Source organism: Deinococcus aetherius, assembly GCF_025997855.1.
GTDB classification, from domain to species: domain Bacteria; phylum Deinococcota; class Deinococci; order Deinococcales; family Deinococcaceae; genus Deinococcus; species Deinococcus aetherius.
Window position 1 is genome coordinate 185,018 of sequence record NZ_AP026562.1, and the last position, 26,229, is coordinate 211,246.

A 26,229-nucleotide genomic window follows, 5' to 3' on the forward strand; every position below is an offset into this window, starting at 1 on the left:
AAATTGCTCGCCTCAGTCGGCGGCGACGCAGGTTTCGGCGAACGCCCGTCCGGCCTCGAGTTGGCCCAGCACGTCGAGGGCGAGGCGCCAGAGGAGTTCGGGCACCGTCTGGAAGGCGTAGGGGGCGTGGATGCGCTCCAGCCGCTGGTGGTAGTCCCGCCCCCAGGGGCCGATGTTGACGACGGGGAACTCCAGGGCGTCCTCCGGCACGGGGTCCACGTGGGCGGGGTGCGGCGTGTGGGCCGCCACGCAGTCCCGCTCGCACGGGTCCGCCGCCTGCCCCAGGAAGCTCATGTCCGAAATTCCCGCGAAGTAGCCCCGCACGCGCAGGCTCTCGCCCGTATCGCGGGAGAGCCTGGCCGTGTGTCGCTCGACGGCTTCCCAAAGCACCCCATCGGCGAGACGTTCCGACAGGTGAGAGGCCGGGTAGTGCAGCGCCCCGAAGCCCAGGATGATCGCCGGACCCTCCAGCCCCGCCAGCCCCAGCAGCGCCACTGTGATCTCGCGGCTGGCGCGCAGGGGGTCGGGGCCGGGAGGACAGGCGGCGATGACGGCCCGCGTGGCCTCCACGCCCACACGCGCCTCCGCCCGACACCGCAGCTCGCCGAAGGTCAGCACGGGGGGGATTTGACACCCCAGGGACACGGCGTTGAGGCTCCCCGCCCGGGCAGCGCGGGTCCCGAAATCACGGGCGGCCTGTTTGGCCACGTCGCGCGCCACCTCGGTGAACAGGGCGAGCACCTCGCTGGGGGTGCGGCGCAGGGTCAGGACGTTGAAGGCGCACCACACCCAGGCCGGGGTGGTCACGTCGTAGCCGCTACGGCTGTCGCGCAGTTCCAGGCAGGCGGGCGCGGCGGCCCGCTCGTCTCCCACCTCCTCGGCGAGGTCGGGCGAGGCCTCCACCCGCCGCAGGAGTTCGGCGGCGAGCAGGGAAGCGCTCACCCCGTCAAAGGGGTAGGCCGCGTGGGTGGGCCGCCCCACCACGAGCGCCGAGAGCAACACCTTGCCCACCGTCCCCAGGTACGCCGCGCGCCCCTCCTCGCCGCTCCCCACGTCGGCGGTGGCGTCGAGGTTCAGGCCCGCCACGATCTCCAGCCCCAGCTCGCGGGCGAGCCCCGGCAGGTCGTGGGCCACCGCCCGCGCCCCGCTGGAGCGGCCCTCCTCGTCCGGGGTGGCGACGAGCAGGAGGTGGCCGGGCCGCTCGCCCAGGGGCAGGCGGCTGTAGCGCTCCAGCACCGCGAGCCCGGCGGCCAGCCCGCCCTTCATGTCGAGGAGGCCCCGCCCCGGCAGGAACTCCCCACCCGCCAGGTCCGCGAGCGCGAGCCGTTCGGCGGCCCCCAGCGTCTCTCCCTCCGACAGGCTGCGGGTGATCTGCTCGGCGAGCGCCCGGGCGTCCCCCGCAAGAGGCTGCCACTCCCCGTAGTCGTCGGTGCCCACGGTGTCGTAGTGCCCGGCAAGCAAGACGGTCCGCGCGCCCTGCCCCCGCACGAGCGCGTAGAGGTTCCATGCCCCGTGCCCCGACCGCGCCGGACTCAGCCACACGTCCTCCGGGTGATCCACAAACCCCGGCCAGCTCCGCACCTCGGCCAGCAGCCGCCCCGCGAACTCCGCCTCCCCCAGTGTCCCCGTCACGCTGGGCCAGCTCGTCAGCAGGAGAGCGAGGTCGCGGGTCCGGTCAAACCAGTCGGAGTGGACGGGGGCGGATTGGGTCATGGGGGGCTCCTGAGCGAAAATGAGAGAGATTAGGAAGAGGATACGTAGGCTTCATCAAGCCTCGACCCGAGCTTAATCCCTCTGCTCAGAACTGTGTGGACGAACACTTATCTGCGGAAGAGCTGCTATGAATAAAACTGATGGCCGACGGTGGTCCCACCCTGACGCATCTGCGCGTTTTCCTCGCCGTGGTGCGGACGGGGAGCTTCAGCACCGCCGCCGTGGAGCTGGACCTCACCCAATCGGGGGTAAGCCACAACGTCAAGCAGCTTGAGCAACTTCTAGGCGTGGCGCTGCTGCACCGGGGAGCCGGGGGCGCTCGGCCCACCTCCGGGGGCCTGCGGGTGGCCGAGCTGGCGCAGCAGATGCTGGAACTCGCGGGGCAACTGCCCGCCGCCGCGCGTGCCGAGGTGCCCCTCAACGGGCTGGTGCGGATCGCCAGTTTTCCCAGCCTGGCCGGGCAACTCCTGCCGGGCGTGGTGGCCCGGATGCGCGAACTGCACCCCGGGGTCGAGGTGCAGGTGCAAGACGCGTACCTGGAGCGCGACGCGGTGGACGCGGCGGTCCTCACCCTCCAGGCGGACGTGGGGCTCACCCAGCTTCCAGCGCACCCCCGCCTGCTGCCCACCCCCATCGGCGAGGACCCCTACGACCTGCTGCTCCCCCGGGGATGGGAGGAGGCGGGTGTCTGGAACCGCCCCTACATCCACCTCGGCTCGGCCCGGGAGGACTTCGTGCTCCGGGCGCTGGGGCGGGCGGGCGTCCAACTGCGGCCCGCCCTGACCCTGACGACCGAGGGCGCGATCCTGGCGATGGTGGCGCGTGGGCTGGGCTTCTCGGTCCTGCCGCGCCTCGCGCTCGGCGAGCTGCCCCCCGGGGTCAGGCGGGCGGCCCTCCCCTTGCCTCTCGCCCGCACCCTGGGCACGGTCCACCGTCCCGGCGCCCTCACCCCCGCGACCCGGGCCGTGCTGGGGTTGCTGTGGGAGTCCCGTCTGCTCTCCCAGGGTTGATTCCCTACTTGACCGCCCCCTCCAGCCCGCGCATGAAGAACCGCTGGGCGAAGAGGAAGAGCAGCAGGATGGGCACCATCATGATCACCGCCCCCGCCGCCGTGTTGAAGATGTTGTCGTTGAAGGCCCCCTTGAGCTTGAGCATCTCGACCGCGAGCGGGAACTTGTCCTGCGCCCCGGTGAGGGCGATGGACGGCCAGAAGTAGGAGTTCCAGGTGTTCACCAGCGTGAAGATCGAGAGAGCCGCGATGCTCGGCACCGCCAGAGGCAGCATGACCCGCCGGAAGATCAGCCCCTCCCCCGCCCCGTCGATGCGCGCCGCTTCCAGCAGGCTCTGCGGAATCGCCAGGAACGCCTGCCGCATCAGGAAGATGCCGAAGGCCGTGCTCACGGTGGGCAGCACCACGCCGAGGTACGAGCCCAGGCCGAGCAGGGGACCGATCACGGGGACCTGCCGCAGGTGCGCCAGGGTGAGCATGTTCACGAGGAAGCTCGTCTCGGTGGGCAGCACCATCGTCGCCAGGATGACCCCGAAGATGAGCGCCCTGCCCCGGAACTCGTGCCGGGCGAGGGGGTAGGCGGCGAGCGCGGAGACGATCACGGTCAGGACCACGCTCAGGCCGCTGATCAGCAGGGAGTTGAGAAAGGCGCGCCCAATCGCCGGATACGTCTGCACCACGTTGAAAAAGTTTGCCAACGTGATTCGCTGCGGGAAGAGGCTCGCCGGAAAGTCGTACACGGTGCGCCCGGTCGTCACGGCGTTGCTGTCGGTCACGCTGATCACGAAGGTCCAGATCAGCGGAAAGGCCGCGAAGAGGAAGATGGCGAACAGCACGAGGTAGGTCAGGGCCTGCCGCAGGACGGGACGGCCCCGTCGCCTCGTCACGGTGCGGGTGACCGGAGGAGCTGCCGGAACGGCCCGCGTCACGCCCGCACGCTCCCTTCGCGGAAGAGGCGGAAGTTCAGCACCGACAGCACGAGCGCGATGGCGGCCACGACGAGTCCGGCGGCGCTCGCCAGCCCGTAGTTGAAGTCCAGCCCGCCGAAGGACTTCTTGTAGACGTACAGCAGCGCGGTGTAGGTGGAGTTGAGCGGCCCGCCCGTCCCGTTCGTGAAGACCAGCACCTCCTCCAGCACCCGGATCGCCGAGAGGGTGCTCAGCAGCGTGCACAGCAGGATGGTGGGCTGCATGAGGGGCACCGTGATCCGCCAGAAGCTCTGCCAGGGCGAGGCGCCGTCGAGCCGGGCGGCCTCCTCCAGCTCGCCGGGGATGTTCTGGAGCCCCGCCATGTACAGCACCATGTAGTACCCGAAGCCGCGCCAGAAGGTGACGAGCATGATCGCCCAGAAGGCCGTGTTCGGGTCGAGCAGCCAGCTCAGGTTGCTGCCTGGGCTCATCAGGTGCAGCCCCTTGAGAAGCCAGTTGAGCACCCCGTCCTTGTTGTAAATCCAGTCCCACATCACGGCGGCGAGCGAGATGGAGGTGATCACGGGGACGTAGTACGCTGCCCGGAAGAAGGCGATGCCGGGCAGTTGCCGGTTCACCAGCACGGCGACCGCCAGCGAGGCGATCTGGAGGGCCGGGACGACGAGCAGGTACTTGACGCTGTTCAGGACGCTGATGTGAAACAGCTCATCCCCGGCCAGCGTGTGGAAGTTGCCCAGGCCGATCCACTTCGGCGGCGTGCGGGTGGCGAAGTTGGCGGCGGTGTACTCGGTGAAGCCCAGGTAAGAGCCGTACAGCACCGGGTACAGGGTGAACACCACGAGGAGCAGCAGGGCGGGCAGCAGGAACAGGTACGAGACGGGTGCGCCGCGCAGGACCTTGAGCATGGGAGCCTCCTTGGGGCCAAAGGCGAGGGGCCGGGGCAGAGGCCGTGACCTCCCTCCCCGGCCCCCGCCCCCGCGTGTTCACTTCATCATGGAATTCCAGGCGGTCGCCGCGTCGTTCAGTGCCTGCTGCGCGGTCTTGCGGCCCAGGAAGGCGGCCTCGATGTTGTCGTCGAAGGCCTTGAACATGTCGGTGGGGTTTTTCAGCGGGGGGATCGCGGTCTTGAGATTCGCCCCGTTCGCGCCGATCATGCCGGTCGCGCGCTCGATGGGGTCCTTGCTCGACCGGGCCTGGGCGAAGTAGGGGTCGCGGTCGGAGCCCGCAGCCGTGGGCACCACGGGCACGATCTTGGCGAAGGCGACCTGGTTGGCGCGGTTGGTCATGAATTTGGCGAAGAGGAGCGCCTCTTTCGGGTGGGGTGCGGCCTTGGGAATCACGAGCGCCATGCCGCCGCCCGCCTGGACCTTCCCGGCCCCGAGCGGCGCCATCGTCACCTGCGACGCCGCGTAGATCGCCTTGTTGTTGTCCTTGACGCGGTTGAGTGCCTGAGGGCCGCCGATGATGGTGGCGAGCTTGCCCTGGGTGTACAGCTCCTGGCTGAGCTGGAAGGCTTCTTTCCGCAACAGGTCCTGCGGAATCACGTCGGCCTTGTACAGGTCGATGTACGACTGGAGGACTCGGGCGTGCGCCGGGGAGTTGAAGACGGCCTGATTGCCCCGAATCAAGGGCAACCCCTCGTCCACGAAGACCCCCAGGAAGGTGCCGCCCTGGGGGTCCTTGATCGCGGGCGCCCAGCCGTAGGCTCCCGTCTTCGCCTTGACCTGTTTGGCGAAGGCGATCATCTGCGCCGTGGTCTTGGGGAGAGCCGTCACGCCCGCCTTCTTCACGAGGTCGTTGTTGTAGGCCATCACGCCCGTGTTGAAGGAGGCGTACCACGGCAGACCGTACACCTTGCCGTTCACCGTGAAGTTGCTCAGCGAGTTGGGGTAATAGAGCGTCTTCAGGCTGGGCCCGACCGCCGCGCCCAGATCGGTCAGGAAACCGCTGTCCGCCGCCTTCTGGGTGGACTCGACCCAGAGGTTCACCACGTCGGGCGGGGTGCCGAGCGAGACGGCGGTGATGAATTCCTGCTCCAGCGTCCCCTGCTTGTCGATGTAGTTGACCTTGATGCCCGGGTTCTGTTTCTCGAAGGCGGCGATCACACCCTTGATGTAGTCGTCGAACTTGGGGCTGAGGTAGTACGTCCAGAAGTTGAGCTGCACCGGCTGCTGGGCCTGAGCCGGGCTGAGGGCGGCGACACCGAGCGCCAGGGTGAGCATTCGCAGGGCGTGTTTCATGGGGGCCTCCTGGGGGGAGAGGGGGAGTGGGAAAGGGCTTTTTACTCGCCGCGCCGGGGCGGCGGGATGCACCGGGCAGGCGTGGACGACCGCCTTCGTTGCGCTCCTCCGGAGGGGGTCCGGGCACCCATGACGGCACCTGCACTTGTGATTTGGTGAACACTTCGATGGTAGGCCGGGGTCCGGGGCTTGTCAACGGCAGGCCCGACTCCTTCCCCCTCGATGTCCTGCCCCCGGGGTACGCGCTGACGAATATTGGCGTGAATGGGCAGTCCAGCGAGTCGTCGGACAGACGTACCGGGCGAGTTACCCCCGTCGCTCTCAGTTCTCCACGAGGAAACGCAGGGCCGCCTGGAGCGTGCCCACGTCTTGAACATCCACCGTGCCCCACTGGCGCACGATGCGGGCCGGGTCAATCGCGCGGGCATGCATCACGAGCGCCGTGGAGTCTGCGGGTAGCCCACCCGGGCGCGCCTTGAGTTGGGGGGCCAGCGGCCCGGTGAGTTTGTTCGCCGTGGTGAGCGGCACGACGAAGGAGAGCGGGCGGGAACCGGAGGCCCGAATCGTCTTCATGTCGCTGAGCACGATGCAGGGGCGTTTCCTGCCCTGCTCACTCCCCGTCGAGGGGTCAAGGTCGACGAGGATCACGGCGCCGCGTGCGTAAGCCTGACCTCTCGTCATGCAGGCTGACCCTCGAAGGCCGCAGTCCAGGCGTCCAATTCCGCGTCGGGCGTGTCGGCTTCCAGTTCCCGCAGTTGGGCCTTCAGCTCGCCCGCTCCACCGTCGAGCAGGTGAGCCGTATCCACCTCAGGGGCCTCCGGCGCGACCTCGCTGTATTGCAGGAGATCGCCGACCGTGTACTGCTGCCCGGTCAGTGCCCTCAGCCCGTCGAGCACTGCTGACAGGGTTTCAAAGTCCACACGCTCCGTCTTACCGTTGTAAAACGCATTTACTGTCGCGTAGCGCAGGCCCCCCGCCTGCGCCAGTTCGATCTGCTTGATGCGATGACGGCCCATGATCTCGGGCAGCGCGTTCCTGATCTCCCCCATACAGACTAGTTTATACATGATATGGTACGGCACATACCCTTCGACGTACATCCTCTGTCGGGAAAGGGGCGGTTGATGGGCGCCGTACCTCTGGAGAAGCCGACTTCTGCTCCCGCCGCGTCGTCTTCAGAAGCAAAACGTCTTCGCCCGGCTTGGAGAGCCGGATGGCGCCAAGGACCAACGGTTCATCTGGCGGGGCCTCACCACGAGTGCAGCCTCCGGTAAGGTTTCCTCATGACCCAGGGCGCCCGCACCCTCATCGTCGACGTGCCCGGCCCGGACCTCACCCCGGCGCAGGGCCGGTTCCTCCGGGCGCATGACTTCGGGGGGGTGTGCCTCTTCGCGCGCAACATCCGCACGCCGGAGCAAACCGCTCGGCTGATCCGCGACCTGCGGGACGCGCTGGGCGAGGGCGCCTGGATCGCCACCGACCAGGAGGGCGGGGCGGTGCTGCGCAGGCTGGACGTGCCGCCGCCCCCCGCTCCCCTGGCGCTGGGCGTCATCGGGAGCGAGGACGCCGCGCGGGAGGCGGGGGCGGTCGCGGCGCGGGGCCTGATCGAACTGGGGATCAACTGGGACTTCGCGCCCAGCCTGGACGTCAACGTCGATCCCCGCAATCCCGTGATCGGCGAGCGGGCCTTCGGGGACGACCCGGCCCTCGTCGCGCGGCTGGGCACCGCCTGGGCGCTGGGGCTGGAGGCGCAGGGGGTGATGGCGGCCGTGAAGCACTTCCCCGGCCACGGGGACACGCACCAGGACAGCCACCTCACCCTGCCGGTGGTGGACAAGCTCCCCTCGGCGCTGGAGGCGACCGAGTGGCCCCCCTTCCGCACGGCGGTGGCGGCGGGGGTAGGCAGCGTGATGACCGCCCACATCGTCTACCCGGCACTCGACCCCCATCGGCCCGCGACCCTCTCCCCCGCCCTGCTCACCGGGCTGCTGCGGGAGCGGTGGGGCTACGGCGGGGTGGTGGTGACGGACGCGACCGACATGCGCGCCATCGCCGACCGTTTCCCGCACGGCGCGGCGGCCCCCCTCGCGCTCGCCGCCGGGGCGGACGCGGTGCTGAGTTGCGGGCACGGCGAGATGGAGACGCACGCGGAGCACGCCCAGGCGCTGGATGCCGCGCTGAGGGAGGGCTCGCTGACCGAAGCGCGGGTGGAGGAGGCACGGGCCCGGCTGGAACACGCGGCGCGGCGTTTTCCGGGAACACCCCGCCCTTACCCGGCGGAGCGGCGGTCGACGGACGAGGCCAGCGTGGAGGGGTGGGCACGGGAGGCGCTGACCCTCACCGGGGACGTGCCGCGCCTGTCCCCGGACGAACCCGTGCTCCTCTACGCCCCGCGCACCGCGCCCGTCGGCGGGCCGTACGGGGACGCCCCGAGCGGCGAGGCGCTAGCGGACGCGCTGCGCGCCCGGCTTCCCCGCCTCCAGGTGGCCCTGCACGAGGAGGAGGCGCGGGAACCCGACTGGGCGCTGCTCCGGGCTTTCCCCGACGCACCCGTCATCCTCGCCACCCTCGACCGTTGGACGCCCCCCGGCTGGCAGGCCCGACTCGCGCGGGCCCTGCCAGGCCGAACAGCCGTCCATCTGGCCCTGTGGACGGTCCACGCCTTCGAGGGCGCCGCACTGCCCACGCTCGCCACCCACGGGTTCCGGGAGGTCAACCTGAGGGCGGCGGCGGCGGCGCTGATGCGGGGCTGAGGAAGAGGGGCTCGGAGAAGCCCCGAAACGCGGGCGCCCTGACCCCGCCGAATCCCGCACCCGGTTCTCCTGCGCGTGGCCGAACAGCCGTGCTAGGGTCGGCGCGGAGTGACGAGACGGCGGCGGCGACGGTTCGCGTTCGGGTGGTTCAGCGTCTTCCTGCGGGTGACGCTGCTCGTCCTGCTCGTGCTGTGGGGGCTGATCGTCTGGCAGTGGTTGGCCCGCTCGTGTGGAACGGGGTCAGGCGCTCACCTCGCTCAGCAGTTCCTCGGCACGCTCCCCCAGCCGCTGCATCCTGGGCTCGGCCTGGGTGGGGGCGAGCTTGCCCGACTGGGCCGCGCCCCGCACCTGAAGGAAGTCGTCGCGCAGCCGCTGGACGGCCCTCACGCGCTCGGGGGTGGGGCGGCGGGCGACCGCCGTGAGGGCCTGGGCGATGAGTTCTCGCGTCCGCTCCGTGGTATCGGCTTGGGCTTCCATCGTCAAGCTCCACAGTAGGACACGGCGCGGGCCATGTCAGCCCTCCCCCCCGGGTGGGCCGGGCCCGATGCTGAGGACGCCCTCCATCCGGCGTTGAGCATTGGCCGCGCCTTTCTTGAGGAAAAGGTTGCGCCTGCGGGGTGGCGGGTAGAGTGGGAGGGCCATGACGCGCCCCCTGCGCCTGCTGCTGATCGACGACAGCCTGGTGGATCGCCAGCTCGCCGAGGAGGTCTTCGCCGAGTACGGCGGGCTGTGCACCGTCACCACCTGCGCGAGCGGGGCCGCCGCCCTCGAACACCTGGGGGAGGCGAGGACCACCCTGCCCGACGTGATCCTGCTCGACATCAACATGCCCGGCATGAACGGCTTCGAGGTGCTGGCCGCCCTCAAGGCGCACCCGCGACTCGCCCAGATTCCGGTCGTCATGCTCACGACGTCGAGCCACGAGTCGGACGTCACCCGGGCGTACACCCTGCACGCGAGTTCCTACCTCGTCAAGTCGGTGAATTTCCGGGACTTCGTGACCCAGATCGAGAGCTTTCTGGAGTTCTGGAGGACCGCCCGCCTCACCACCTGGCCGGAGATGATCGCTCGCTGAAGGCCACGCCGGGGCTCCTCGGCTACCCTGGGGTGCATGGTCCTCAAGCGCGACAGCACCGGCCCGCGTCCCGAGGCGGCGCGTTCGGCGGTACGGCGCGTCCTGGTGATCGAGGACTCCGCCCAGGACGCCCTGCTGCTCGAACTCGCCTTCGAGGAGCTGGCGCCCTCCGTGCAGGTCCACCTCGCACACGACGGAGAGGAGGCGCTGCACGCCCTCGGCACGCTGCCCGCCCCCGACTTCGTCCTGCTGGACCTGCACCTGCCGGGCCGGGACGGGCTGGAACTCCTGGGCCTGGTGCGCGACCGGGTGGGAGAGGGCGTGCGGGTGGTGTGCTGGAGCAGCCGCGCCCAGCCCCGCGAGGTCGAGGCCACCTCCGCCCTGGGAGCCGCCTACGTGGAAAAGCCGCTCGGACACGACGACCTGCTCGTTCTCGTCGAGAGCTGGCTCGGCGGCTGAGAGCGCCGGACCATCCCCTCAGAAGGGGGGCGGGCCTGTTGCTGTCGCCGCAACCGCTCGGTCAGCGCCGCCACCTCGTTCAGGATGTGATCTTGCCGGAAAAGCGGCAGGGCCAGCGACTGGCGCCGCAACTCGGCCAACTGGTCTTGCGCCCCGGCGTCGTTCAGGTCGTCCGCCAGCGTCCAAGCCCGGGCGAAGACCTCGGAGATGAGCAGGGACATGGACATGCCCTCAGGCTACGGGAGGTCCGACGCCGCCCGACGAGGAAGCGTTTACTGTCCTGTTTGTAGTTTTCGGTACTCCTCTTCGATTTGGATGAAGGTCATTTGGTCTGATTCTTCCCCGGACCGCTCCCTCGTTCGAGGTCGATCCGGGCGTGTGCTGGAACAGCGGAGGTTTTCTGCGGGCGGTTGCCGAGAGGGCGGGTGGACCCCTAGAGTGCCCGGGCGGGCGCCCTCGGGAGAGGGGCTCGTGGGGAGGAGACCAACCATGAGGACCTTGAAGCTCGGCACCAGCGGCCTCGACGTACCGGTGATCGCGGTGGGCTGCATGCGGCTCGACACCCTGGAGAAGCCGGAGGCGGAGCGGTTCCTGCGGAGCGCGCTGGACGCGGGAGCGAACTTCTTCGACCACGCGGACATCTACGGCAGGGGCAGGTGCGAGGAAATCTTCGCGGACGCGCTGGGGATGAATCCTTCGGTCCGCGAGGGGCTGATCCTGCAATCCAAGTGCGGCATCCGGCAGGACAGGGGCACGTTCGACTTCTCCAGGGAGCACATCCTGGCTTCCGTGGACGGGATTCTCAGGCGCCTGAGGACCGACTACCTCGACGTCCTGCTGCTCCACCGCCCGGACGCCCTGGTCGAGCCGGAGGAGGTCGCCGAGGCCTTCGATCAGCTCGAAAGCTCGGGCAGGGTCCGTCATTTCGGCGTCTCCAACCAGCACCCGCGCCAGATCGAACTCCTGAAACGGTACGTGCGGCAGCCCATCGTGGCGAACCAGCTTCAGCTCAGCATCACGAACGCCACCATGATCAAGAGCGGGATCAACGTGAACATGGAAAACGACGCGGCGGTGGACCGCGACGGGTACGTCCTCGACTACTGCCGCCTGCACGACATCACCGTCCAGCCGTGGTCGCCCTTTCAGTACGGCTTTTTCGAGGGCGTGTTCCTCGACAACCCGAAGTTCCCGGAACTCAACGCGCAGATCGACGAGGTGGCGGCGGCGCATGGGGTGAGCAACACGACGGTCGCCATCGCGTGGCTGCTGCGTCACCCGGCGCGAATGCAGCCCGTCACCGGCACGATGAACGTGGAGCGCCTGAGGGACTGCATCCGGGCGAGCGAGGTCACCCTCACGCGCGAGGAGTGGTACGCCATCTACCGGGCGGCGGGCAACGTCCTGCCCTGAGCGGGGGTCGGCGGGCGTGAACGGCCCGGCTTCCCCGTCCCGCGTTCACGCGGAGGCGGGCGCCGGGAAGTCCTCCTCCCAGAATTCGAGGTCCCCGCGCACGCCGCTCTCCACCCCCTGCCTGGCATGCGCGCACAGCTCGACCCGGCGAATCTTGCCGCTGATCGTCTTCGGCAGCGGGGCGAACTCCAGGCGGCGAATCCGCAGGTGGGGCGAGAGACCCTCCCGCGCGAAGGCCAGCAGCTCGCGCGCCACCTCCGCCGACGGCTCGACGCCGGGCGCGAGCACCACGTAGGCCTTGGGGACGCACAGCCGCTCGGGGTGGGGGCTGGGCACCACGCCCGCCTCCGCGACCAGCGGGTGCGTGACGAGAAAGGACTCCAGCTCGAAGGGTGAGACCCGGTAGTCCGCGCTCTTGAACACGTCGTCCGAGCGGCCCACGTAGAAGAGGTAGCCGTCCTCGTCCCGGCGCACGATGTCCCCGGTGGGGTAGGTCGCGCCGCCCAGCACCGCCGCCGTGCGCTCCGGGTCGCCGTCGTAGCCCACCATCAGGCCCAGGGGCCGCGCCTCCCCCAGGCGCAGGTTCAGCTCGCCCTCGTCCGCCTCCCGGCCGTGCTCGTCGAGCAGGACCACCTCGTAGCCGGGCAGGGGGCGGCCCATGCTGCCGGGCTTGACGGGGGCGCCCGGGGGGTTGCCGACCTGGGCGGTCGTCTCGGTCTGCCCGTACCCGTCGCGGATGGTGACCCCCCAGGCCCGCCGGACCCGCTCGATCACCTCGGGGTTGAGGGGCTCGCCCGCGCCCACCGCCTCGCGAAGCCGCACGGGGTAGGGCGCGAGGTCCTGCTGGATCAGCATCCGCCACACCGTCGGCGGGGCGCAGAGGGTGGTGATGCGCTGCCGGACGAGCTTTTCGAGGGTGGCCCCCGGGTCGAAGCGGGCGTTGTCGAGGTACACGGCCGCGCCGCTCGTGAGGGGCACGAAGAAGCTGCTCCAGGCGTGCTTGGCCCAGCCCGGCGAGGAGACGTTCCAGTGACGGTCGCCCTCCCGCAGCCCGAGGTAATACCCGGTGGAGAGGTGCCCGGCCGGGTACGAGGCGTGCGTGTGGACGACGAGCTTCGGGCGGCTGGTGGTCCCGGAGGTGAAGTACAGCAGCACCGGGTCGCTGGCCCGCGTCTCCCCGTCCGGCACGAAGTCGGCGGGCGCCCGCCAAGCCTCATTGAGGGAATGCCAGCCCGGCCCCGCGCCATCGTCCACGCTCACCCGCAGAATCCCGTCCGGCAGCCCGGCGAGCTTCTCCGCGTTCGCGCCGTCGGTGAGGGCCGCGCGGACCCGGCCGCGCTCCACCCGGTCGGCCACGTCCGCCGGGGTCAGGAGCGTGGCGGCGGGCAGGATGGGGGCGCCCAGCTTGATGCAGGCGATCAGGACCGCCCACAGCTCGGGAACGTTCCCGAGCATCACCAACACCCGGTCCCCGCGCCCCACCCCGAGATGCCGCAGGTGGTTGGCAACCTGATTGGCGCGGGCGTCGAGACTGGCGTAGGACCACTCCCCCCCGTCCCAGAAGAGGGCGGGCGCTTCCCCGAGGCGGGCGGCCAGCGGCGCGAACACGTCGAGCGCCCAGTTGAAGGTGGTGAAGCTGGGCCAGCGGAAGGCGACGTGGGCGGCCCGGGGGTCGTGCGCGTGGTCGAGCAGCACCCGCCGCGCCGCCTGGAAGGCCCGGGCGCCGGGGCTCTGTGCGCCGTGCTGCGCTGCTGAACTGGTCATCTCACCCTCCTGGGAGCGGAATACGTTCTGATACCGGCTGATTCGTGGGGACTTCCCCGCCACCTTACCCGACGGAGCTTCCGGCCGTGTGGAGGACCACCCCCCCATTTCATGAAGGCGACCCCACCGCACGGCCCGGTACGCCCGGTGGACAAGACGACGTTCTGGACGACTTCATGCCCCGCCGAAGCCAGCCGGTCAGAAACGCGGAAAAACGTAAAGATTAAGAGAAACCCTCTTGTTAAAGTGACCTTCGCATGCAGACTCCCTCCCCCCGTGTCCAGAGCGCGGACCAGATCGACCTCCGGCAGGTGTTCGGCACGCTGCGGCGTTTCGCCCCCCTGCTGCTCCTGGCTCCGGCGCTGGTCGCCGGGGGCACCTACGCCCTGACGAAGCGCCAGCCGCCGACCTACGAGGCGAGCGCGAGCGTGATCGCCGTGGACAACGACGCCCAGAACTCCCTGATCAACAACACCCTGGTGACGGCGCCGCCGCTGCCCCAGGGCGCGGTCGAGCAGGTGATGCGCAGCCGGAGCCTGCTGGGCGACGTGGTGGGGCGCCTGGAAAAGACGGACCTCAGCCCCGCGCTCGTGGGCACCATCCGCCGGGACCTGGCGAACGAACTCGCCGAGCGCGACTTCACCCGCTTCAAGGTCAAGGCCCGCCTCGACCCCCAGCAGCGCGGGGTGTACGAGTTGCGGGCGCAGGCGGAGACGCCGGAAGCCGCCCAACTGCTCGCCGACGCGGGCGTGCGGGCCCTGATCGCCTGGGACAACAGCCGGGCCAAGCAGGGGGTGATCCGCTCCCGGCAGAGCCTCCAGGAGCAGCTCCGCAGCCTGACAGCGCGAATTGCGGCGACCCCGCCGGGCGACCTGGAGCGCCAGAGCCTCGTCGCGGCGCGCGGGCAACTCCTGCAAAACCTCTCGCAGATCGCGGTGCTGGAGACGGCGGCGAGCGGCACGCTCGTGCTCGTGTCGGAGCCGGTCGCACCCCTCACGCCGGTCTCGCCCCGGCCGCTGCGCAACGCCGCCCTGGCGGGGCTGCTCGCCCTCTTCCTGAGCGCGGCGGGGGCCCTGCTGAGTGACAGCCTGCGCCGCCGGGTGGAGGGCCCCGAGGACCTGCTCCCCCTCGGGCTGCCGCTGCTCGGGCAGTTGCCGCTGCTGCGCCGCCGGAGCCTGGGGGAGGGCTTTATCCAGGCCAGCCGCAGCGGACCGCTTTACGAGAGCGTGGGCTTCTTGCGGATCAACGTCCTGTCCCTGCTCCCGGAGGGGGGCCAGCGCCGTCTGGTCGTCTCCAGCGCCTACCCCAGCGAGGGCAAGAGTTCGGTCACGGCGGCCCTGGCGGAGAGCCTGGGGGCGAGCGGGTTGAGAGTCCTCGTGATCGACGCCGACCTGCGCCGCCCCACCCAGCTCAAGGTCTGGTCCCCCGACCGCCTCGCCACCCACCCCCTGCCGGGCACCCAGCCGGGGCTGCCCCCTGCCACGACGGTCCCCGACATGTTCCTGCACCCCGAGGCCGCCTTTGTGACCCGGGTGTCGCCGAACGTGGACCTGTTGCCCGCAGGCACGCCCCAGAGCGGCGGGGGCGGGACCGGCCTGCTCAGCCAGCCCGGCTTCCGCACCCACCTCGACCGCTGGTCACAGGGGTACGATTACGTTCTGATCGACACACCGCCCATGCTCTCCCTGTCCGACACGCTGGCGGTCGCCCCGTACACCGACGGCGTGCTCCTCGTCGTGGAGGGCGGCAAGACCCGCCTCGCCGACGTGGAGCGCACCCTGCAAAACGCCCGGGTGGCGAAGGTCAGGGTGCTGGGCCTCGTCCTGAACAAGCTCGCGCGGACGGGCGGCACCTACTACAGCTACGGCTACGACGCCGACAGCACCGAGTCACCCGTGCGCTCCTCCCGCAGCCCGGTGACCCAGATGTGAGCGGGCGGGGGCGCCGTGGCCCCCGGACCCCAGACCTCGGACCAGGCGGAGCTGGACGCGCGGGAGAACCGCCCCAGCTCCGCCGCCTTTTTCCCCGGCCTCCACACGCCACACGAACGCGCGGTCTTCCAGGCTGGGGGCGCGGACGCGCTCCGGGAAGCGGGGGGCGAACAGCGCGGCCGTCGCGGCGCCCGGGGAATGCCCGACCTGAGGGGCGTGGCCGAGCCCCGGCCCCTCAACCAGAGGCTGCCCTGCCGGAGAACCGTCATGCCGCCCCTTTCACGCCATTCCAGCCGCGTTCACCGTCGCGCTGGTCCGCCCCTGGTCGGGCAGGATTGCCGAGAACGTGTACTCGCCACTCCCGAAGGTCACGAACACCTCTCCCCCGCGTGTCTCGACGCCGGACACCCCTCGCCGGATTTCAGGGGTCGGCCGTCCGGCCTCACGCGCTCGGCGGGGCCGGGCAGGTGGACGGTGGCGCGGGTGCCGACGGGAACGCGGGACCACCGGATCGCCGCCGGGCCGTACCCGGTGTCGTGACTCGTCCGCACCGAGGTCAGCCCGCAGCCGAAGGCGTAATGGTTGTACGAGACGGGCTGAACCCGGCCGTCCGGCATGATCGCCCGCCAGTTTTCCCAGATCGTCGTCGCGCCGCGCTCCACCTCGTACAGCCACGGGGGGCACTCGGTCCGGAAGAGCAGCCGGTACGCCACGTCCGGGCAGCCGCCCTCGCAGGGCACGTCGAGCAGGAAGGGCACCGGGGCGAGCCGGGCGGCCACCTCGCGGAGGCTCCGATCACCCACCGGGGGCCCTTGGGGTGCAGTCGCCTGAACGCGGGTCGCCCTCACACCGCCACCGCATTTGCCCGCCGTCCGGGAAAGTGCTTTTGCTACGGTACAGGTCGTGAGTGCCCCGCCGAAGCCCTGGAAACTCATCGCCCGCGCCCACGTCCTCCCCTCCGGGAGGGCCCGAGCATGACCGGCTCTTTCGGTGCCCGGCACATCCGCCTGAGCACGGAGCCCCGCTTCCACACCCTGATGCGGGTGCTCATGCGGGAGCTGGGCTACGAGGGCCGCGTCCTGACGTTCCGCCGGGACGGCCACACCTACACCCTGCCGCTCTCCCCGGAGGCCTACACCTTCCAGGATCACGGCAGCGGCGGCCATCATGACTGCGTCGCCTGCCGGGTGGACCGCCCCCGCCGCTTCGCGCTCTTTGTCCACACCGCTCAGGGCGTGGTCGGGCCGCTGGGCAGCACCTGCCTCTTCGAGCGCGTCCTGGGGCTGCGCTCGCGTGAGGCCCAGCGCCTCTCCCGCGTTCTGGAGCAGATCGCGCGGGAAGCGTCACACCGCGAGGCCCACGCCCCGCTGCTGCGCGAGTCTGGCTCGCACCCCCTCTACCTGCGTGCGCTGGGGTTCGAATGGACCCGGGACGCCCGATTGCTGGCACGGGCACCCCTCACCCCTCCCCAGCGGGAAGCCCTGCGTCGCCCCGCTGGCACCGCTGCCGCTGCGGCTCTACGAGGCGCTGAGGGTCGCCACGCCCCCGGACACCCTTCCCCCTCCTCCCCTTCCGCCCTCGCCCCCTGCCTCCCCGGCCCCTCCCGTCCACCTCTCCAGGGGGCTGCGCTCGCGCGCCGAGCGGACCCGGCTCAGCGGCGAGCGGGAGCGGGAGAAGAAACAGGATCAGGCCCGGCGGCCGCGCCCCGGTGTTCAGGGGCCCGAGGAGTGCGTCCGTCTCAGCCGGGGTGACCGGGCGATTCTGGCGTTCGTGCTCGGGCAGCGGGAGCGGTTGGATGACGTCACCTCCGACACCTGCCAGGACGTCCTGGAGGCGGGGAGCACCACCGACGCCCAGTGGCAGGTGGTGCTGGAGGCGCAGCGCGTGCTGCTCGGCGGGCCGGACACCGGGCAGACGGGCGGGGAGCGCCTGCTGGCGGAACTCGGGGAGGTTCTGCCTCCCGCCTGGCATGCCCAGGTCGCCCGCCTGCGTGATCCCGGGGCCCCGGGGCTGAATCCCCGCCTGAAAGCTGGCCTGGACCTCGCGCGGTCCGTTCGGGCCGGGCAGCTTCCCCCGGTGGCAGACGAGGACCTTCCCCGGCGTGCGCGGCAACTCGCCGTCCTGGAACTGGGCTGGACCGACCCCGCGCCGATGCTGGAGTGCTGGCGCGAGTACCTCGAAGGCCACCTGCTCCGCGCGCCGCTCCCCCCGGCCGCTGCCGAACTGACGGGGCTGGACGGGGAAGCCCAGGCGTACTTCGGCCAGGACGCCGCCCGCCGTGACACTCTCCTCGTCCTCACCTTCAAATGGGCGTACCGGCTGCTCGGCCAGCCGCAGATGGAACGCTGGCTGATGTCGGACCCCGAGGGCGCCCTCTCCCGCTCGGTGTTCATCACCGAACGCTACCAGCGGACGGGAGAGCTTCACCCCCGCGCGTGGGCCTGGTTGCAAACCCTCGCCGAGCGGGACGAGGAGTAGCGGCGTGGCCACCCGGGCCAGCCGGAGGAGTCGTCACAGGTTCCGGGAGCGGCAGCCCTGGGGGTCCGGGGGGAGTGGAGGCGCGCCCGCAGCCCGACGGGCTGAAGAGTCCTGTCCTCGGGGTGCGGCTCCCGCTGGTCGTGACCTCCGTCGGCGAACTGATGGTCCGGGGCGCCCAGGTCAACCGGTTCACGGTCACCGGGCCCTTCGTGGGGCTGCTGTCCAGCGAGCCGGGGCGCCTGTCCGGGAGGCTCATCCGGTTCCTCTCCGAGCGGTACATGACGCACCTGCCTGGGGCGGGCCGGGACCCACGATCATCCCTGCCGATCCACGGCGGCCGTACCTCGCCGACCTGGAGTGACGTGACCTCCACTCCAGGGGCACGGGGCGCCCAGGCCGGGAAGGCGGCCTCCCTGCTTCTGGCCGGCTCCCCTCCAGCCGGGCCCGTCACCCGAACACCCGCGCGGGAAGGTCAGACCTGGATGTCATGGGCGGGCTGCACCCCGCCCGCAAAGCGCTCGTACCGCAGGGGGGCGATATCCACGAAGGGCACCTCGAAGCAGGCTTCCTGCGCGATCACCCGGGCGGTCGCGGCCGCCTGCATCACCCCGTGGCCCGAGAAGCCGCACGCGTTGAGCCAACCCTCCACCCCCGGCATCCGGCCCACGACCGGCTGGTGGTCCGGGGTGATCTCGTAGTACCCCCACCAACTCGCGCGGCGGTCCAGGGAGGCCGTCTCCAGCCAGGGAAAGCGTTCCAGCGCGCGCTCCAGGGTCGGCTCCAGCCACGCCCAGTCCATCCCTTCCCGCCACCCCACGTCCGCCTCGTCCGCGCGGCCGAGGATCAGGCGTTCCCCCTCGGACCGCAGCCACACGCCGCTCTCCAGATCGAACACCATCGGCAATCGGTGCGGCAGGCTCAGGGGGCCCGTGGTGAACACCATGCGCCGGGCGGGCCGAACAGGCACGTCCAGCCCGGCGAGCGCGGCCACCTCTCCCGACCATGCCCCGGCGGTGTTGAGCACCTGCTCTCCCTCGACGGCTCCGGCGGGCGTCGTCACGCGCCAGCGTCCCCCCCGGCGGGAGACCGCCGTCACGGGCGTGCCCAGGGAGAAGCGGACCCCGGCCTCCCGGGCGAGGCGGACGTACTCGAAGGTCAGCTCGTGCGGGTCCACGACCCCGTCCGTCGGGCAGAAGGTGCAGCCGCCCAACCCGCCCGTCTCGAAAGGTGCGTGCCGCTGGGCCTGGGCGGGCGTGAGGACCTCCGTGGGCACCCCGTGGACGTGCTGCCGCTCCACTCCGGCGAGATGCACTCCCCACTGCCTTTCCGGCACCAGCATCAGGTACCCGGCGGGCCGGTAACCGGAGGCGGGCATGCGGGCGTACTCCCCGATGCTGTGCTTCGAGAGCAGGATGTTGGTGTCGGACGTGAACTGCGCGCGCACCCCGGCGGCACTCTTGCCGCTGGAGCCGCCCGCAGGGTGGTCGCGTTCCAGCACCCGCACCCGCAGGCCGCGCTCCGCGAGCCGCCACGCGCACGCCGCGCCGATGATCCCCGCGCCGATCACCACGACGTCCCACCCGGCCTCCGCGCTCACGGCAGGTCCGCCTCGACCCGGGGAAAGCCCTCGACGGGGAACGTGTCGACATTGGCCGAGCGTTGCTGGACGAGCACCCCGCCGTCCACCACGATGAACTGCCCGGTGATGTACGCCGCGTCGTCGGACGCGAGGAACAGCGCCGCCCCGGTCATGTCCCCCGCCACCCCGTAGCGCCCCAGCGGCACCGTCTTCTCGCGCACGCGAAGCTGCTCCCCCGTCAGGCCGTAGGTGTTGATGAACCCCGGCACCACCCCGTTCACCCGCACCCCGTACGGCGCGAGGTCGAGGGCCATCGCGCGGGTCATCGCCTCGATGCCGCCCTTGGTCGCGTCGTAGGCGACATTGCCCCGGTGGGCCCGCGTCGCGCCGCCCGACGACGTGCTGATGATCACGCCGCGACGGCGCCGCACCATCACCCGCGCCGCCCGGTGCGAGCACAGGAACACGCTTTTCAGGTTCACCCGCACGATGCGGTCCCACCAGGCCTCGTCGGCCTCCAGGAAGTGCCGGGCCGTGTCGATCAGGCCCGCGTTGTTGTACAGCACGTCCACGTCTCCGAGTTCCGCCTCCACGCGGCCGAACATGGCGTCCACCTGCGCGGCGTCCGAGACGTCGGCGGGGACCGCCAGGGCCGTGCCGCCCGCCGAGGTGATGCCCTCCGCGACCGCCCGCGCGGCCCCCTCCTCCACGTCGTTCACGGCGACCCGCGCGCCCTCCCGGACGAAACGTTCGGCGACGGCGCGGCCGATGCCTCCGCCCGCGCCCGTCACGAGCACCACTCGGCCTTCGAATCGTCTGGACACAGGGTTCGTCATGGGGTCCTCCCTGAGGGTCTGGTGGGCATGAACCGGCGGCGGGGACGTGTCACTCGCCGGGGTCGGGCAGGGTCGAGATCAGGAACCCGTGCCCGTTGAGTTTGGCATCCGGGACTGCTGCCCCCATGAACCGGCGATTGCCCCGGACGCGGGCGGAGAGGTCGCGTCGGTCCGCGAGGAAGTTCTCTCTCCACCCGTTGCGGAAGGCATCGGTCAGGCGGGCTCCGAGCAGGCCAACCGTCACCAGGAGCGTCACCACCGCAGGATAAGCCGGGAGAGGCTCGTTCGGCATAGTTCGGGTCCCGCAGCACACCACCTTGATTCTTCCGGGAACATCCGCCGGCGCCTGGCGCGGGCAACGGCGATGAGGACCGCGCCGAGTTGCGCTCGCCCATCACGTCGCCTGTGGCGAACGTCGAGTGACAGGCACGTTCGCGCCCCGTGGGGGACACAGGAAGTCGAGACAGGGCCGGGTTCCGTTTCCGCTCAGCCTGTCGCTGGGGGCCCGTCAGCCCTCGTCCGGTCCCTTCCCGGTGCCCCCGGTGTGCTTGAATGGCCCGACCTCGTGCGACCCCTGCCGCTCACCGCTCTCGCCGCCGGAATGATCGCCGTCCTCGTCAGCGCGTCGAGCAACCTCCCGCTGTTCGTGCAGATGTTCCTCGCCCTGCGCCTCACCCCCGAGCAGGCGGTGAGCAGCCTCACCAGCATGTACCTCGCCCTCGCCGTCCTGGGGGCCGCGCTGTGCCTGGTCTACCGCGCTCCGATCATCCTGGGCTGGAACACCGCCGGTCTCGCCGTCCTCATCGCGGAGGGTCCCCGCTTCACCCCGGGCGAGGCCGTGGGCGCCCTGCTGCTCGCCGCCCTGACCCTGACCCTCCTCGGCCTGACCGGCCTGTTCGACCTCATCGCCCGTCACCTCCCCCCGCCGCTGGCCGCCGCGCTGCTGGCGGGCGTGCTCCTGCCCTTCGTCCTGCGCGGCATGACGGCCATCCCCGCCGCGCCCGTCCTGCTGCTCCCGATGCTCGGGGCGTACCTGCTGGGGCGCGCCCTCGTTCCCCGCTGGGCCGTGCCGCTGGCCCTGCTCGCGGGCCTGGGCGCGGCGGCCCTCACCGGCGCGCTGCACCCCGGCTCTCCCCAGCCGGCCGGGCACCTGAGTCTCATCCGCCCCACCTTCGGCGCGCCGGCCATCCTCGCCATCACCGTGCCCAGCGTGTTGCTGGCCGTCGCGTCCCAGCATCTGCCGGGGCTCGCCATCCTGAGCGCGAGCGGATACCGGCACGTGCCGCCCCGGCCCCTGGTCGCCCTGACCGGGCTGGCCGGCCTGCTCGCCGCGCCGTTCGGGAGCGTCACGCTGAACCTGGGCGCGATCACCGCCGCCCTCTGCACCGGGCCGGACGCCCACCCCGACCCCCGGAAGCGGTACATCGCCGGTCTGAGTTGCGCCGCCGGATACCTGGGATTGGGGCTCAACGCGGGCGCCCTCCTCGGGCTGGCGAGCGTCTTCCCGGCGCCGCTGCTTCAGGGCTTGGCCGGGCTCGCGCTGCTGGGGCCACTCCTGGTGGGGCGCGAGGGGACGCTGGTCGCAGAACCCCGCTGGCGCGAGGCGGCGCTGCTGACCCTGGTGCTCACCGCCTCCGGCTTCACCTGGCTGGGGTTGAGCGCGCCGCTGTGGGGGCTGGGGCTGGGGTGGGGTCTGGCATGGCTGCGCGGCTGGCGCGAACGCCCGGCCGGGTAAGGCGGGCCCCGGCTGGTGGTCGGCGTCGATGAGGCTCTGGAACCTGTCTCGCACCTCCCAGGGGTGAGGTCGGCTTCGTGAAGCGGGTGGCCTTGCCCGGCTTCCTGAACATGCCGCCCGAGCTGCGGGTGGTGGGCGGGCGAACTCGTCACGTTACCCCGCCGGAATGGTCCAGCAGGCGGAGGCGGGGCAGGCCAGGGTGAGGGGCTGCCCCACCGTGACCGCCTCGTGGGGCGGGGCGTGCCACACGAGACGCTGGAGTCCGGCCCTGAGCGTCACGCGCCGGTGGGTTCCCGCGAACTCGGAGGCGACCACCTCTCCGCGCACAGCATTCTCCTCGTCCGCCAGCCGCAGGGCTTCCGGCCTCACGGTGAGCGTGACCCGGCCCTCGCGCCGAACCGGCACCCGGAACACGCCCAGTTCGGTGCGCACCTCCCCGCCGCGCTGCTCGCCCGGGATGAAGTTCACACCGCCGAAAAAGGCCGCGACGGTCACGGACGCCGGGCGGGTGTAGAACGCCTGCCCCTCGCCGACCTGCGCGAGAGTGCCGTCCAGCAGTAGCCCGATCCGCTGCCCGACGTTCAGGGCCTCCTCCTGGTCGTGCGTGACGAACAGCATCGTCGTGCCGGTGGCCTCCTGGAGCGCCGTGAGCCATCCGCGCAGTTCGCGCCGCAGGGGCGTGTCGAGGGCGCTGAAGGGCTCGTCCAGCAGCAGCACCCGGGGCCGTGTGACCAGAGCACGGGCGAGCGCGACCCGCTGGGCCTGTCCCCCCGAGAGCCCGTGCGGTCGCCGCGCCGCATAGCCGCTCAGGCCGACCTGTTCCAGGACCTCCTCCACCCGTGCCCGCAGCGCCCGGCCCCGTTCCCCGCGCAGCCGCAGCGAGAAGCCCACGTTCTCCCCGACGGTGAGGTGCGGGAACAGCAGCGGGTCCTGAAAGACGACGCCCAGCCCCCGGCGCTCGGCGGGCACGCCCGCCAGAGACACCCCGCCGATCTGCACCTCGCCCGCGTCCGGGTGGTCGAGCCCGGCGACGATCCGCAGCAGGGTCGTCTTGCCGCTCCCGGAGGGACCCAGCAGCGCGAAGCGTTCCCCGGCCGGCACGTCGAGGCTGACCCCCCGCAGGACCGCCCGCCCGGCGTACCCCTTGCACAGGCCCCGCACCGAGAGGCCGTTCATGCCCGCCACCCCCGCAGCCTCCCCGCAACGAGCGTGAAGATCAGCAGGGCTGGGAGGACGTACACCAGGCTGAGGGCCGCCGTGAGCGCGTAGTCCCCGCCCTGCGCGGAGGCGAAGAGCAGCAGTGGCAGGGTGGACACCTGCCCGCCGCCCACGATCAGCGTCAGCAGGTACTCGCTCCAGGAGACCAGGAACGCGAGGAGGGCCGCGACGAGAACCCCGGGCAGCAGCAGGGGCAGCGTCACGCGCGTGAACACCTGGGCACGCCGGGCGCCCAGCGTGCGGGCCACCTCCTCGAACCGCGCGTCATACACCTCGAAGGTGCCGGTGAGCAGCACGGCGGCGTAAGGCGTCGCGGGGATCAGGTGCGCCGCGACCACTCCGGCGGGGGTATCCGCCAGCCCCAGCCGGATGAACGCCACCTGCACGCCCATCACGCCCGCGAAGGCGGGAAGGACGAGCGGCGCGAGGATCACTCCGCCCAGGACCGCGCGGGTCAGCGGGCGCTCCCGGGCGAGTTGCCGCGCGGCGGGAAGTGCAATGAGGGTCGCCAGCAGCGCCGTGACGCCCGCCACCCAGGTGCTTCCCCGCAGGGCGGGCGAGACCTGCCCGGACGGCGCGAGCAGTGCCTCCCAGGCCCTAGTGCTGAACTCCTGCGGCAGGAGCGCCGGGTAGTACCAGCGCAGGCTGAAGGACCAGACCAGCAGCAGCGCCAGCGGCAAGGCGGCACCCAGTATCAGGGCGGCGGTCAGCGTCCGGCGGGCCGCCCTCACCCGCGCTCCCGGCCGCGTAGACTCAGGAACGCCCAGGCCGCCACCACCAGGCCCGCCAGCCCCGCAGTGACCACGCTGAGCGCCATCGCCTCCTGCCGGGCGGCGAGGTCCGCGTCGGTAAAGGCCCGGTACGCGAGGACGGGCAGCGTGGCCGGGGAAGTGGGTCCCAGCAGGTACGGCACCTCGAAGGATGCGAAGGCGAAGGCGAACACCAGCACGCACGCGGAGAGGAGCGCCGGGCGCACCCCCGGCAGCACCACGTGCCAGAATCGGGTCCAGCGGGAGGCGCCCAGGCTGCGCGCCACCTCCAGCAGTCGCCCGTCAAAGCGCGCCAGCGCCGCGAGGACGGCCAGGCCCACGAAGGGCACCTCCTTCCAGGCGAGTTCCAGCAGCACCCCCAGCGCGAGCGGGTCGTTCACCAGGGCCGGGAAGTCCCCGGGGTTGCGGGAGAGGCCCGGGACATGCGCCAGGCGCGACCACAGCCCGCTCTGGGAGAACAGCAGCAGCGTCACCCAGGCGGCGACCACATGCGGCACGGGCAGGTTCCACGCGAACAGGAAGCGCAGCCCGGCCCCCGCCCGCAGCCGCCACAGGGCCAGGGCGGCGAGCGTCCCCAGGGCCGCCGCAATCAGCGTGCCCGCCCCCGCCACCCAGGCGCTCATGCCGAGGGCGGACCAGAAGGAGCGCGAGCTGAACAGTTCCCGGTACGCCGCCACGCCCCAGTCGGCTTTCCCAGTCACCGGCAACCCGCCCAGGCTCTGCACCCCGGCCAGCAGCAGCCCTGCCCCGAACAGCCCCACCGTGACGAGCAGCACCGGCAGGTACGCGAGCCGCCGCGTCACTTCAGGAAGCGTTCCTTGAAGCCCGCCTGCACCTGCCGGTCGTACTCGGCGGCCACGTCCCCCACGGCGTTTTTCGCCAGGAACGTCTGATCGAGCGTGTACGGCCCCGGGCGCAGCGCCTGCCCCACCCTCGCCTCGAACGCCTTGCCGACCCGAGCCGGATTCACTGCCAGCCCGTCGCCCCACACGTCCCCGGAGAGCTTCTTCAATTGCAGCTCCAGGTCGAGCAGCAGGTTGGCGAGGACCATCGCGCCCGCCTGGTGCGCGGCGTTGTAGGGGATGCCGACGTAGTGGGAGTCGGCGATGGTGCCCCCGCCAAACAGGTACACCCGCGCGGTCTTCGGCAGTTGCCCGCTCTTCACCTCCGCCGCGATCCCGGCCTTGTTCTGCACGAAGGCGAAGTCCACCTCTCCGTTCGCCAGGAGCTGATACTGCTGCGCGATGTCGGTCGGGAAGGTCTGCCCCCGCCGCCACAGGTTGGGCTGGAGGTCTTTCAGGTAATTCCACAGCAGCGGCGACCTGGCCTGCCAGACCTGTTCGTCGAAGCCCCCGGCGAAGGGTTCACGGCCCCCGCTCAACTCGAACAGCGCCATCCGCAGGAAGCGGTTGCCGTAGAAGGCGGGCGGCGCGGGGAAGGTGAAGCGCCCTGGGTGGGCCTTCGCCCAGGCGGCGAGCTGCCTGAAATTGCGCGGCAGGTCCTCCGGCTTCACCCGGGCGCTGTCGTACACGTACTGCCACTGGGTGCTGCCCCAGGGGGACTCGGCGCCGTTCACCGGGTAGCCGAAGTCGTTGCGGACCGCCGGGTTTTGCCAGTCGACATACTTCGCGTTCGGCAGCCGCTCGGCCCAGCCCTCCAGCAGCAGGTTCGCCTGCCGGGCGGTGCGGAAGTTCTCCCCGTTGATCCAGATGAGGTCCACGCTGCCCCCCTGGTTCTTCCCAGCCTGCTTCTCGCCCAGCACCTTGTTCACGGCCTGCACGGTGTCGGTGACCGGCACCCGGCGCAGCGTGACTCCGAGCTTTTGCAGGGCGGGCGCGACGACCGTATCCACGTAGGTGTTGATGTTGTCGGACCCACCCCACATGTAGAAGTTGACGGTCTGCCCGCGCGCTTGTTTGAGCACCTGGGGCCAGTTCGCAGGGTCGGGGGCGGCGAGGGACGTGCCCACGAGGGCGAGGGTCAGGGTCAGGATTGTTTTCATGCGGTCTCTCCAGGGAGGGCGTGGCGGTGGGCCGTGATGGGGGCGTCCACGTGGGGGAAGTCCGGATCGGTGGCGACGTGGAAGCTGGCTCCAGACCCTCCCGCCTCCCGCACCGCCTGCCGCAGCAGGGCGCCGCCCCACCCGTGAGGCGCAGCCAGTTCGCCGCCGAGCAGGGCCGGAAGTGGAGGGGGTGGGGGCGACGGGGTGGGATCAGAACACAACGGTGACCTCGAACGGCCCCCAGCATGCCGCATCCCCGACGGGCCATGCGTCAAATGGGCGACAGAGTGGGCGGGCTGGGGCCAGCCCTGCGACCGTCAGGAAC

Annotated in this window: 26 protein-coding genes; 9 read left to right on the top strand and 17 right to left on the bottom strand. The window is 71.2% G+C overall.

Features of this window, described 5'->3' with window-relative positions; all coding sequences use genetic code 11:
- Window positions 1-12: 12 nt before the first annotated feature.
- Window positions 13-1,713 (bottom strand): M20/M25/M40 family metallo-hydrolase, encoded by a 1,701-nt coding sequence (locus tag DAETH_RS20440; protein WP_264778465.1) that lies wholly within the window; start codon window positions 1,711-1,713, stop codon window positions 13-15.
- A gap of 140 nt (window positions 1,714-1,853) precedes the next feature.
- Here DAETH_RS20440 and DAETH_RS20450 point away from each other — a divergent pair, with 140 nt between their 5' ends.
- Window positions 1,854-2,723: a LysR family transcriptional regulator gene (locus DAETH_RS20450; protein WP_319993763.1), complete on the top strand. Its 870-nt coding sequence runs from the start codon at window positions 1,854-1,856 to the stop codon at window positions 2,721-2,723.
- 4 nt (window positions 2,724-2,727) lie between these two features.
- Here DAETH_RS20450 and DAETH_RS20455 read toward each other — a convergent pair whose 3' ends face one another.
- The 5 genes from DAETH_RS20455 to DAETH_RS20475 form a co-directional block, all read right to left on the bottom strand.
- Window positions 2,728-3,651 carry a carbohydrate ABC transporter permease gene (locus DAETH_RS20455; RefSeq protein WP_264778466.1) on the bottom strand — a complete coding sequence of 308 codons (924 nt, stop codon included), beginning with the start codon at window positions 3,649-3,651 and terminating at the stop codon, window positions 2,728-2,730.
- Entirely contained in the window at window positions 3,648-4,556 is a 909-nt protein-coding gene (locus DAETH_RS20460) for a carbohydrate ABC transporter permease (protein ID WP_264778467.1), read from the bottom strand. The genes DAETH_RS20455 and DAETH_RS20460 overlap by 4 nt, the downstream gene beginning before the upstream one ends.
- Before the next feature lie 78 nt (window positions 4,557-4,634).
- The gene (locus tag DAETH_RS20465) at window positions 4,635-5,891 is read right to left on the bottom strand and encodes an ABC transporter substrate-binding protein (RefSeq protein WP_264778468.1); all 1,257 of its coding nucleotides are present in this window, start codon (window positions 5,889-5,891) and stop codon (window positions 4,635-4,637) included.
- Window positions 5,892-6,212: 321 nt separating this feature from the next.
- Window positions 6,213-6,572 (bottom strand): type II toxin-antitoxin system PemK/MazF family toxin, encoded by a 360-nt coding sequence (locus DAETH_RS20470; protein ID WP_264778469.1) that lies wholly within the window; start codon window positions 6,570-6,572, stop codon window positions 6,213-6,215.
- Entirely contained in the window at window positions 6,569-6,940 is a 372-nt protein-coding gene (locus DAETH_RS20475) for a helix-turn-helix domain-containing protein (RefSeq protein WP_264778470.1), read from the bottom strand. Before DAETH_RS20475 ends, DAETH_RS20470 begins: the two co-directional genes overlap by 4 nt.
- Before the next feature lie 234 nt (window positions 6,941-7,174).
- Between DAETH_RS20475 and DAETH_RS20480 the strand changes: the two genes are divergently transcribed.
- The gene (locus DAETH_RS20480) at window positions 7,175-8,644 is read left to right on the top strand and encodes a glycoside hydrolase family 3 N-terminal domain-containing protein (protein WP_264778471.1); all 1,470 of its coding nucleotides are present in this window, start codon (window positions 7,175-7,177) and stop codon (window positions 8,642-8,644) included.
- A gap of 240 nt (window positions 8,645-8,884) precedes the next feature.
- Here DAETH_RS20480 and DAETH_RS20485 read toward each other — a convergent pair whose 3' ends face one another.
- A complete protein-coding gene (locus tag DAETH_RS20485; RefSeq protein ID WP_264778472.1) occupies window positions 8,885-9,121 on the bottom strand; it encodes a hypothetical protein in 237 nt (78 codons plus the stop codon).
- Between the two features lie 163 nt (window positions 9,122-9,284).
- Between DAETH_RS20485 and DAETH_RS20490 the strand changes: the two genes are divergently transcribed.
- On the top strand, window positions 9,285-9,719 hold the full coding sequence (locus tag DAETH_RS20490; protein WP_264778473.1) for a response regulator: 435 nt from the start codon (window positions 9,285-9,287) through the stop codon (window positions 9,717-9,719).
- A 36-nt stretch (window positions 9,720-9,755) separates the two neighbouring features.
- Window positions 9,756-10,178, top strand: coding sequence for a response regulator (locus DAETH_RS20495; RefSeq protein WP_264778474.1), 423 nt, complete (start codon window positions 9,756-9,758; stop codon window positions 10,176-10,178).
- Here the strand turns inward: DAETH_RS20495 and DAETH_RS20500 are convergent.
- Window positions 10,112-10,405, bottom strand: coding sequence for a hypothetical protein (locus DAETH_RS20500; protein ID WP_264778475.1), 294 nt, complete (start codon window positions 10,403-10,405; stop codon window positions 10,112-10,114). The genes DAETH_RS20495 and DAETH_RS20500 overlap by 67 nt on opposite strands.
- 262 nt (window positions 10,406-10,667) lie before the next feature.
- On the opposite strand from DAETH_RS20500, the gene DAETH_RS20505 reads away from it, so the two are divergent.
- Window positions 10,668-11,591 (top strand): aldo/keto reductase, encoded by a 924-nt coding sequence (locus DAETH_RS20505; protein WP_264778476.1) that lies wholly within the window; start codon window positions 10,668-10,670, stop codon window positions 11,589-11,591.
- A gap of 45 nt (window positions 11,592-11,636) precedes the next feature.
- Here the strand turns inward: DAETH_RS20505 and DAETH_RS20510 are convergent, their stop codons facing one another.
- Window positions 11,637-13,355, bottom strand: coding sequence for an AMP-binding protein (locus DAETH_RS20510; RefSeq protein WP_264778477.1), 1,719 nt, complete (start codon window positions 13,353-13,355; stop codon window positions 11,637-11,639).
- A gap of 257 nt (window positions 13,356-13,612) precedes the next feature.
- Between DAETH_RS20510 and DAETH_RS20515 the strand changes: the two genes are divergently transcribed.
- Window positions 13,613-15,286 (top strand): tyrosine-protein kinase domain-containing protein, encoded by a 1,674-nt coding sequence (locus tag DAETH_RS20515; RefSeq protein WP_264778478.1) that lies wholly within the window; start codon window positions 13,613-13,615, stop codon window positions 15,284-15,286.
- A 368-nt stretch (window positions 15,287-15,654) separates the two neighbouring features.
- On the opposite strand, the gene DAETH_RS20520 is transcribed toward DAETH_RS20515, so the two are convergent.
- On the bottom strand, window positions 15,655-16,065 hold the full coding sequence (locus tag DAETH_RS20520; protein ID WP_264778479.1) for an alpha-L-rhamnosidase-related protein: 411 nt from the start codon (window positions 16,063-16,065) through the stop codon (window positions 15,655-15,657).
- A 195-nt stretch (window positions 16,066-16,260) separates the two neighbouring features.
- Here DAETH_RS20520 and DAETH_RS20525 point away from each other — a divergent pair, with 195 nt between their 5' ends.
- Both DAETH_RS20525 and DAETH_RS20530 read left to right on the top strand, forming a co-directional pair.
- Entirely contained in the window at window positions 16,261-17,037 is a 777-nt protein-coding gene (locus tag DAETH_RS20525) for a hypothetical protein (protein WP_264778480.1), read from the top strand.
- Between the two features lie 19 nt (window positions 17,038-17,056).
- Window positions 17,057-17,764 carry a hypothetical protein gene (locus DAETH_RS20530; protein ID WP_264778481.1) on the top strand — a complete coding sequence of 236 codons (708 nt, stop codon included), beginning with the start codon at window positions 17,057-17,059 and terminating at the stop codon, window positions 17,762-17,764.
- Between the two features lie 472 nt (window positions 17,765-18,236).
- On the opposite strand, the gene DAETH_RS20535 is transcribed toward DAETH_RS20530, so the two are convergent.
- The 3 genes from DAETH_RS20535 to DAETH_RS20545 are packed head-to-tail and all read right to left on the bottom strand — an operon-like array spanning window position 18,237 to window position 20,435.
- On the bottom strand, window positions 18,237-19,361 hold the full coding sequence (locus DAETH_RS20535; RefSeq protein ID WP_264778482.1) for an NAD(P)/FAD-dependent oxidoreductase: 1,125 nt from the start codon (window positions 19,359-19,361) through the stop codon (window positions 18,237-18,239).
- Window positions 19,358-20,179 (bottom strand): SDR family NAD(P)-dependent oxidoreductase, encoded by an 822-nt coding sequence (locus tag DAETH_RS20540; RefSeq protein ID WP_264778483.1) that lies wholly within the window; start codon window positions 20,177-20,179, stop codon window positions 19,358-19,360. The genes DAETH_RS20535 and DAETH_RS20540 overlap by 4 nt, the downstream gene beginning before the upstream one ends.
- A gap of 49 nt (window positions 20,180-20,228) precedes the next feature.
- Window positions 20,229-20,435 (bottom strand): hypothetical protein, encoded by a 207-nt coding sequence (locus tag DAETH_RS20545; protein WP_264778484.1) that lies wholly within the window; start codon window positions 20,433-20,435, stop codon window positions 20,229-20,231.
- Window positions 20,436-20,723: 288 nt separating this feature from the next.
- On the opposite strand from DAETH_RS20545, the gene DAETH_RS20550 reads away from it, so the two are divergent.
- Entirely contained in the window at window positions 20,724-21,914 is a 1,191-nt protein-coding gene (locus tag DAETH_RS20550) for a benzoate/H(+) symporter BenE family transporter (RefSeq protein WP_264778485.1), read from the top strand.
- Between the two features lie 153 nt (window positions 21,915-22,067).
- Here the strand turns inward: DAETH_RS20550 and DAETH_RS20555 are convergent, their stop codons facing one another.
- Genes DAETH_RS20555 through DAETH_RS20570 form a run of 4 tightly spaced genes read right to left on the bottom strand, consistent with a single transcriptional unit; the run spans window position 22,068 to window position 25,904 of the window.
- Window positions 22,068-23,090, bottom strand: coding sequence for an ABC transporter ATP-binding protein (locus DAETH_RS20555; protein ID WP_264778486.1), 1,023 nt, complete (start codon window positions 23,088-23,090; stop codon window positions 22,068-22,070).
- Complete coding sequence (locus tag DAETH_RS20560; RefSeq protein ID WP_264778487.1) at window positions 23,087-23,863, bottom strand: ABC transporter permease; 777 nt, start codon at window positions 23,861-23,863, stop codon at window positions 23,087-23,089. Before DAETH_RS20560 ends, DAETH_RS20555 begins: the two co-directional genes overlap by 4 nt.
- Window positions 23,860-24,705, bottom strand: coding sequence for an ABC transporter permease (locus DAETH_RS20565; RefSeq protein WP_264778488.1), 846 nt, complete (start codon window positions 24,703-24,705; stop codon window positions 23,860-23,862). Before DAETH_RS20565 ends, DAETH_RS20560 begins: the two co-directional genes overlap by 4 nt.
- The gene (locus DAETH_RS20570) at window positions 24,702-25,904 is read right to left on the bottom strand and encodes an ABC transporter substrate-binding protein (RefSeq protein WP_264778489.1); all 1,203 of its coding nucleotides are present in this window, start codon (window positions 25,902-25,904) and stop codon (window positions 24,702-24,704) included. The genes DAETH_RS20565 and DAETH_RS20570 overlap by 4 nt, the downstream gene beginning before the upstream one ends.
- Between the last annotated feature and the right edge of the window lie 325 nt (window positions 25,905-26,229).

Bases quoted from the DNA above. Each gene is read 5' to 3' on its own strand.
- DAETH_RS20475 (WP_264778470.1), bottom strand. From the start codon at position 6,940: ATGGGGGAGATCAGGAACGCGCTGCCCGAGATCATGGGCCGTCATCGC.
- DAETH_RS20460 (WP_264778467.1), bottom strand. From the start codon at position 4,556: ATGCTCAAGGTCCTGCGCGGCGCACCCGTCTCGTACCTGTTCCTGCTG.
- DAETH_RS20505 (WP_264778476.1), top strand. From the start codon at position 10,668: ATGAGGACCTTGAAGCTCGGCACCAGCGGCCTCGACGTACCGGTGATC.
- DAETH_RS20540 (WP_264778483.1), bottom strand. From the start codon at position 20,179: ATGACGAACCCTGTGTCCAGACGATTCGAAGGCCGAGTGGTGCTCGTG.
- DAETH_RS20440 (WP_264778465.1), bottom strand. From the start codon at position 1,713: ATGACCCAATCCGCCCCCGTCCACTCCGACTGGTTTGACCGGACCCGC.
- DAETH_RS20570 (WP_264778489.1), bottom strand. From the start codon at position 25,904: ATGAAAACAATCCTGACCCTGACCCTCGCCCTCGTGGGCACGTCCCTC.
- DAETH_RS20470 (WP_264778469.1), bottom strand. From the start codon at position 6,572: ATGACGAGAGGTCAGGCTTACGCACGCGGCGCCGTGATCCTCGTCGAC.
- DAETH_RS20525 (WP_264778480.1), top strand. From the start codon at position 16,261: ATGACCGGCTCTTTCGGTGCCCGGCACATCCGCCTGAGCACGGAGCCC.
- DAETH_RS20495 (WP_264778474.1), top strand. From the start codon at position 9,756: ATGGTCCTCAAGCGCGACAGCACCGGCCCGCGTCCCGAGGCGGCGCGT.
- DAETH_RS20500 (WP_264778475.1), bottom strand. From the start codon at position 10,405: ATGTCCATGTCCCTGCTCATCTCCGAGGTCTTCGCCCGGGCTTGGACG.
- DAETH_RS20485 (WP_264778472.1), bottom strand. From the start codon at position 9,121: ATGGAAGCCCAAGCCGATACCACGGAGCGGACGCGAGAACTCATCGCC.
- DAETH_RS20465 (WP_264778468.1), bottom strand. From the start codon at position 5,891: ATGAAACACGCCCTGCGAATGCTCACCCTGGCGCTCGGTGTCGCCGCC.
- DAETH_RS20450 (WP_319993763.1), top strand. From the start codon at position 1,854: ATGGCCGACGGTGGTCCCACCCTGACGCATCTGCGCGTTTTCCTCGCC.
- DAETH_RS20480 (WP_264778471.1), top strand. From the start codon at position 7,175: ATGACCCAGGGCGCCCGCACCCTCATCGTCGACGTGCCCGGCCCGGAC.
- DAETH_RS20515 (WP_264778478.1), top strand. From the start codon at position 13,613: ATGCAGACTCCCTCCCCCCGTGTCCAGAGCGCGGACCAGATCGACCTC.
- DAETH_RS20555 (WP_264778486.1), bottom strand. From the start codon at position 23,090: ATGAACGGCCTCTCGGTGCGGGGCCTGTGCAAGGGGTACGCCGGGCGG.
- DAETH_RS20510 (WP_264778477.1), bottom strand. From the start codon at position 13,355: ATGACCAGTTCAGCAGCGCAGCACGGCGCACAGAGCCCCGGCGCCCGG.
- DAETH_RS20490 (WP_264778473.1), top strand. From the start codon at position 9,285: ATGACGCGCCCCCTGCGCCTGCTGCTGATCGACGACAGCCTGGTGGAT.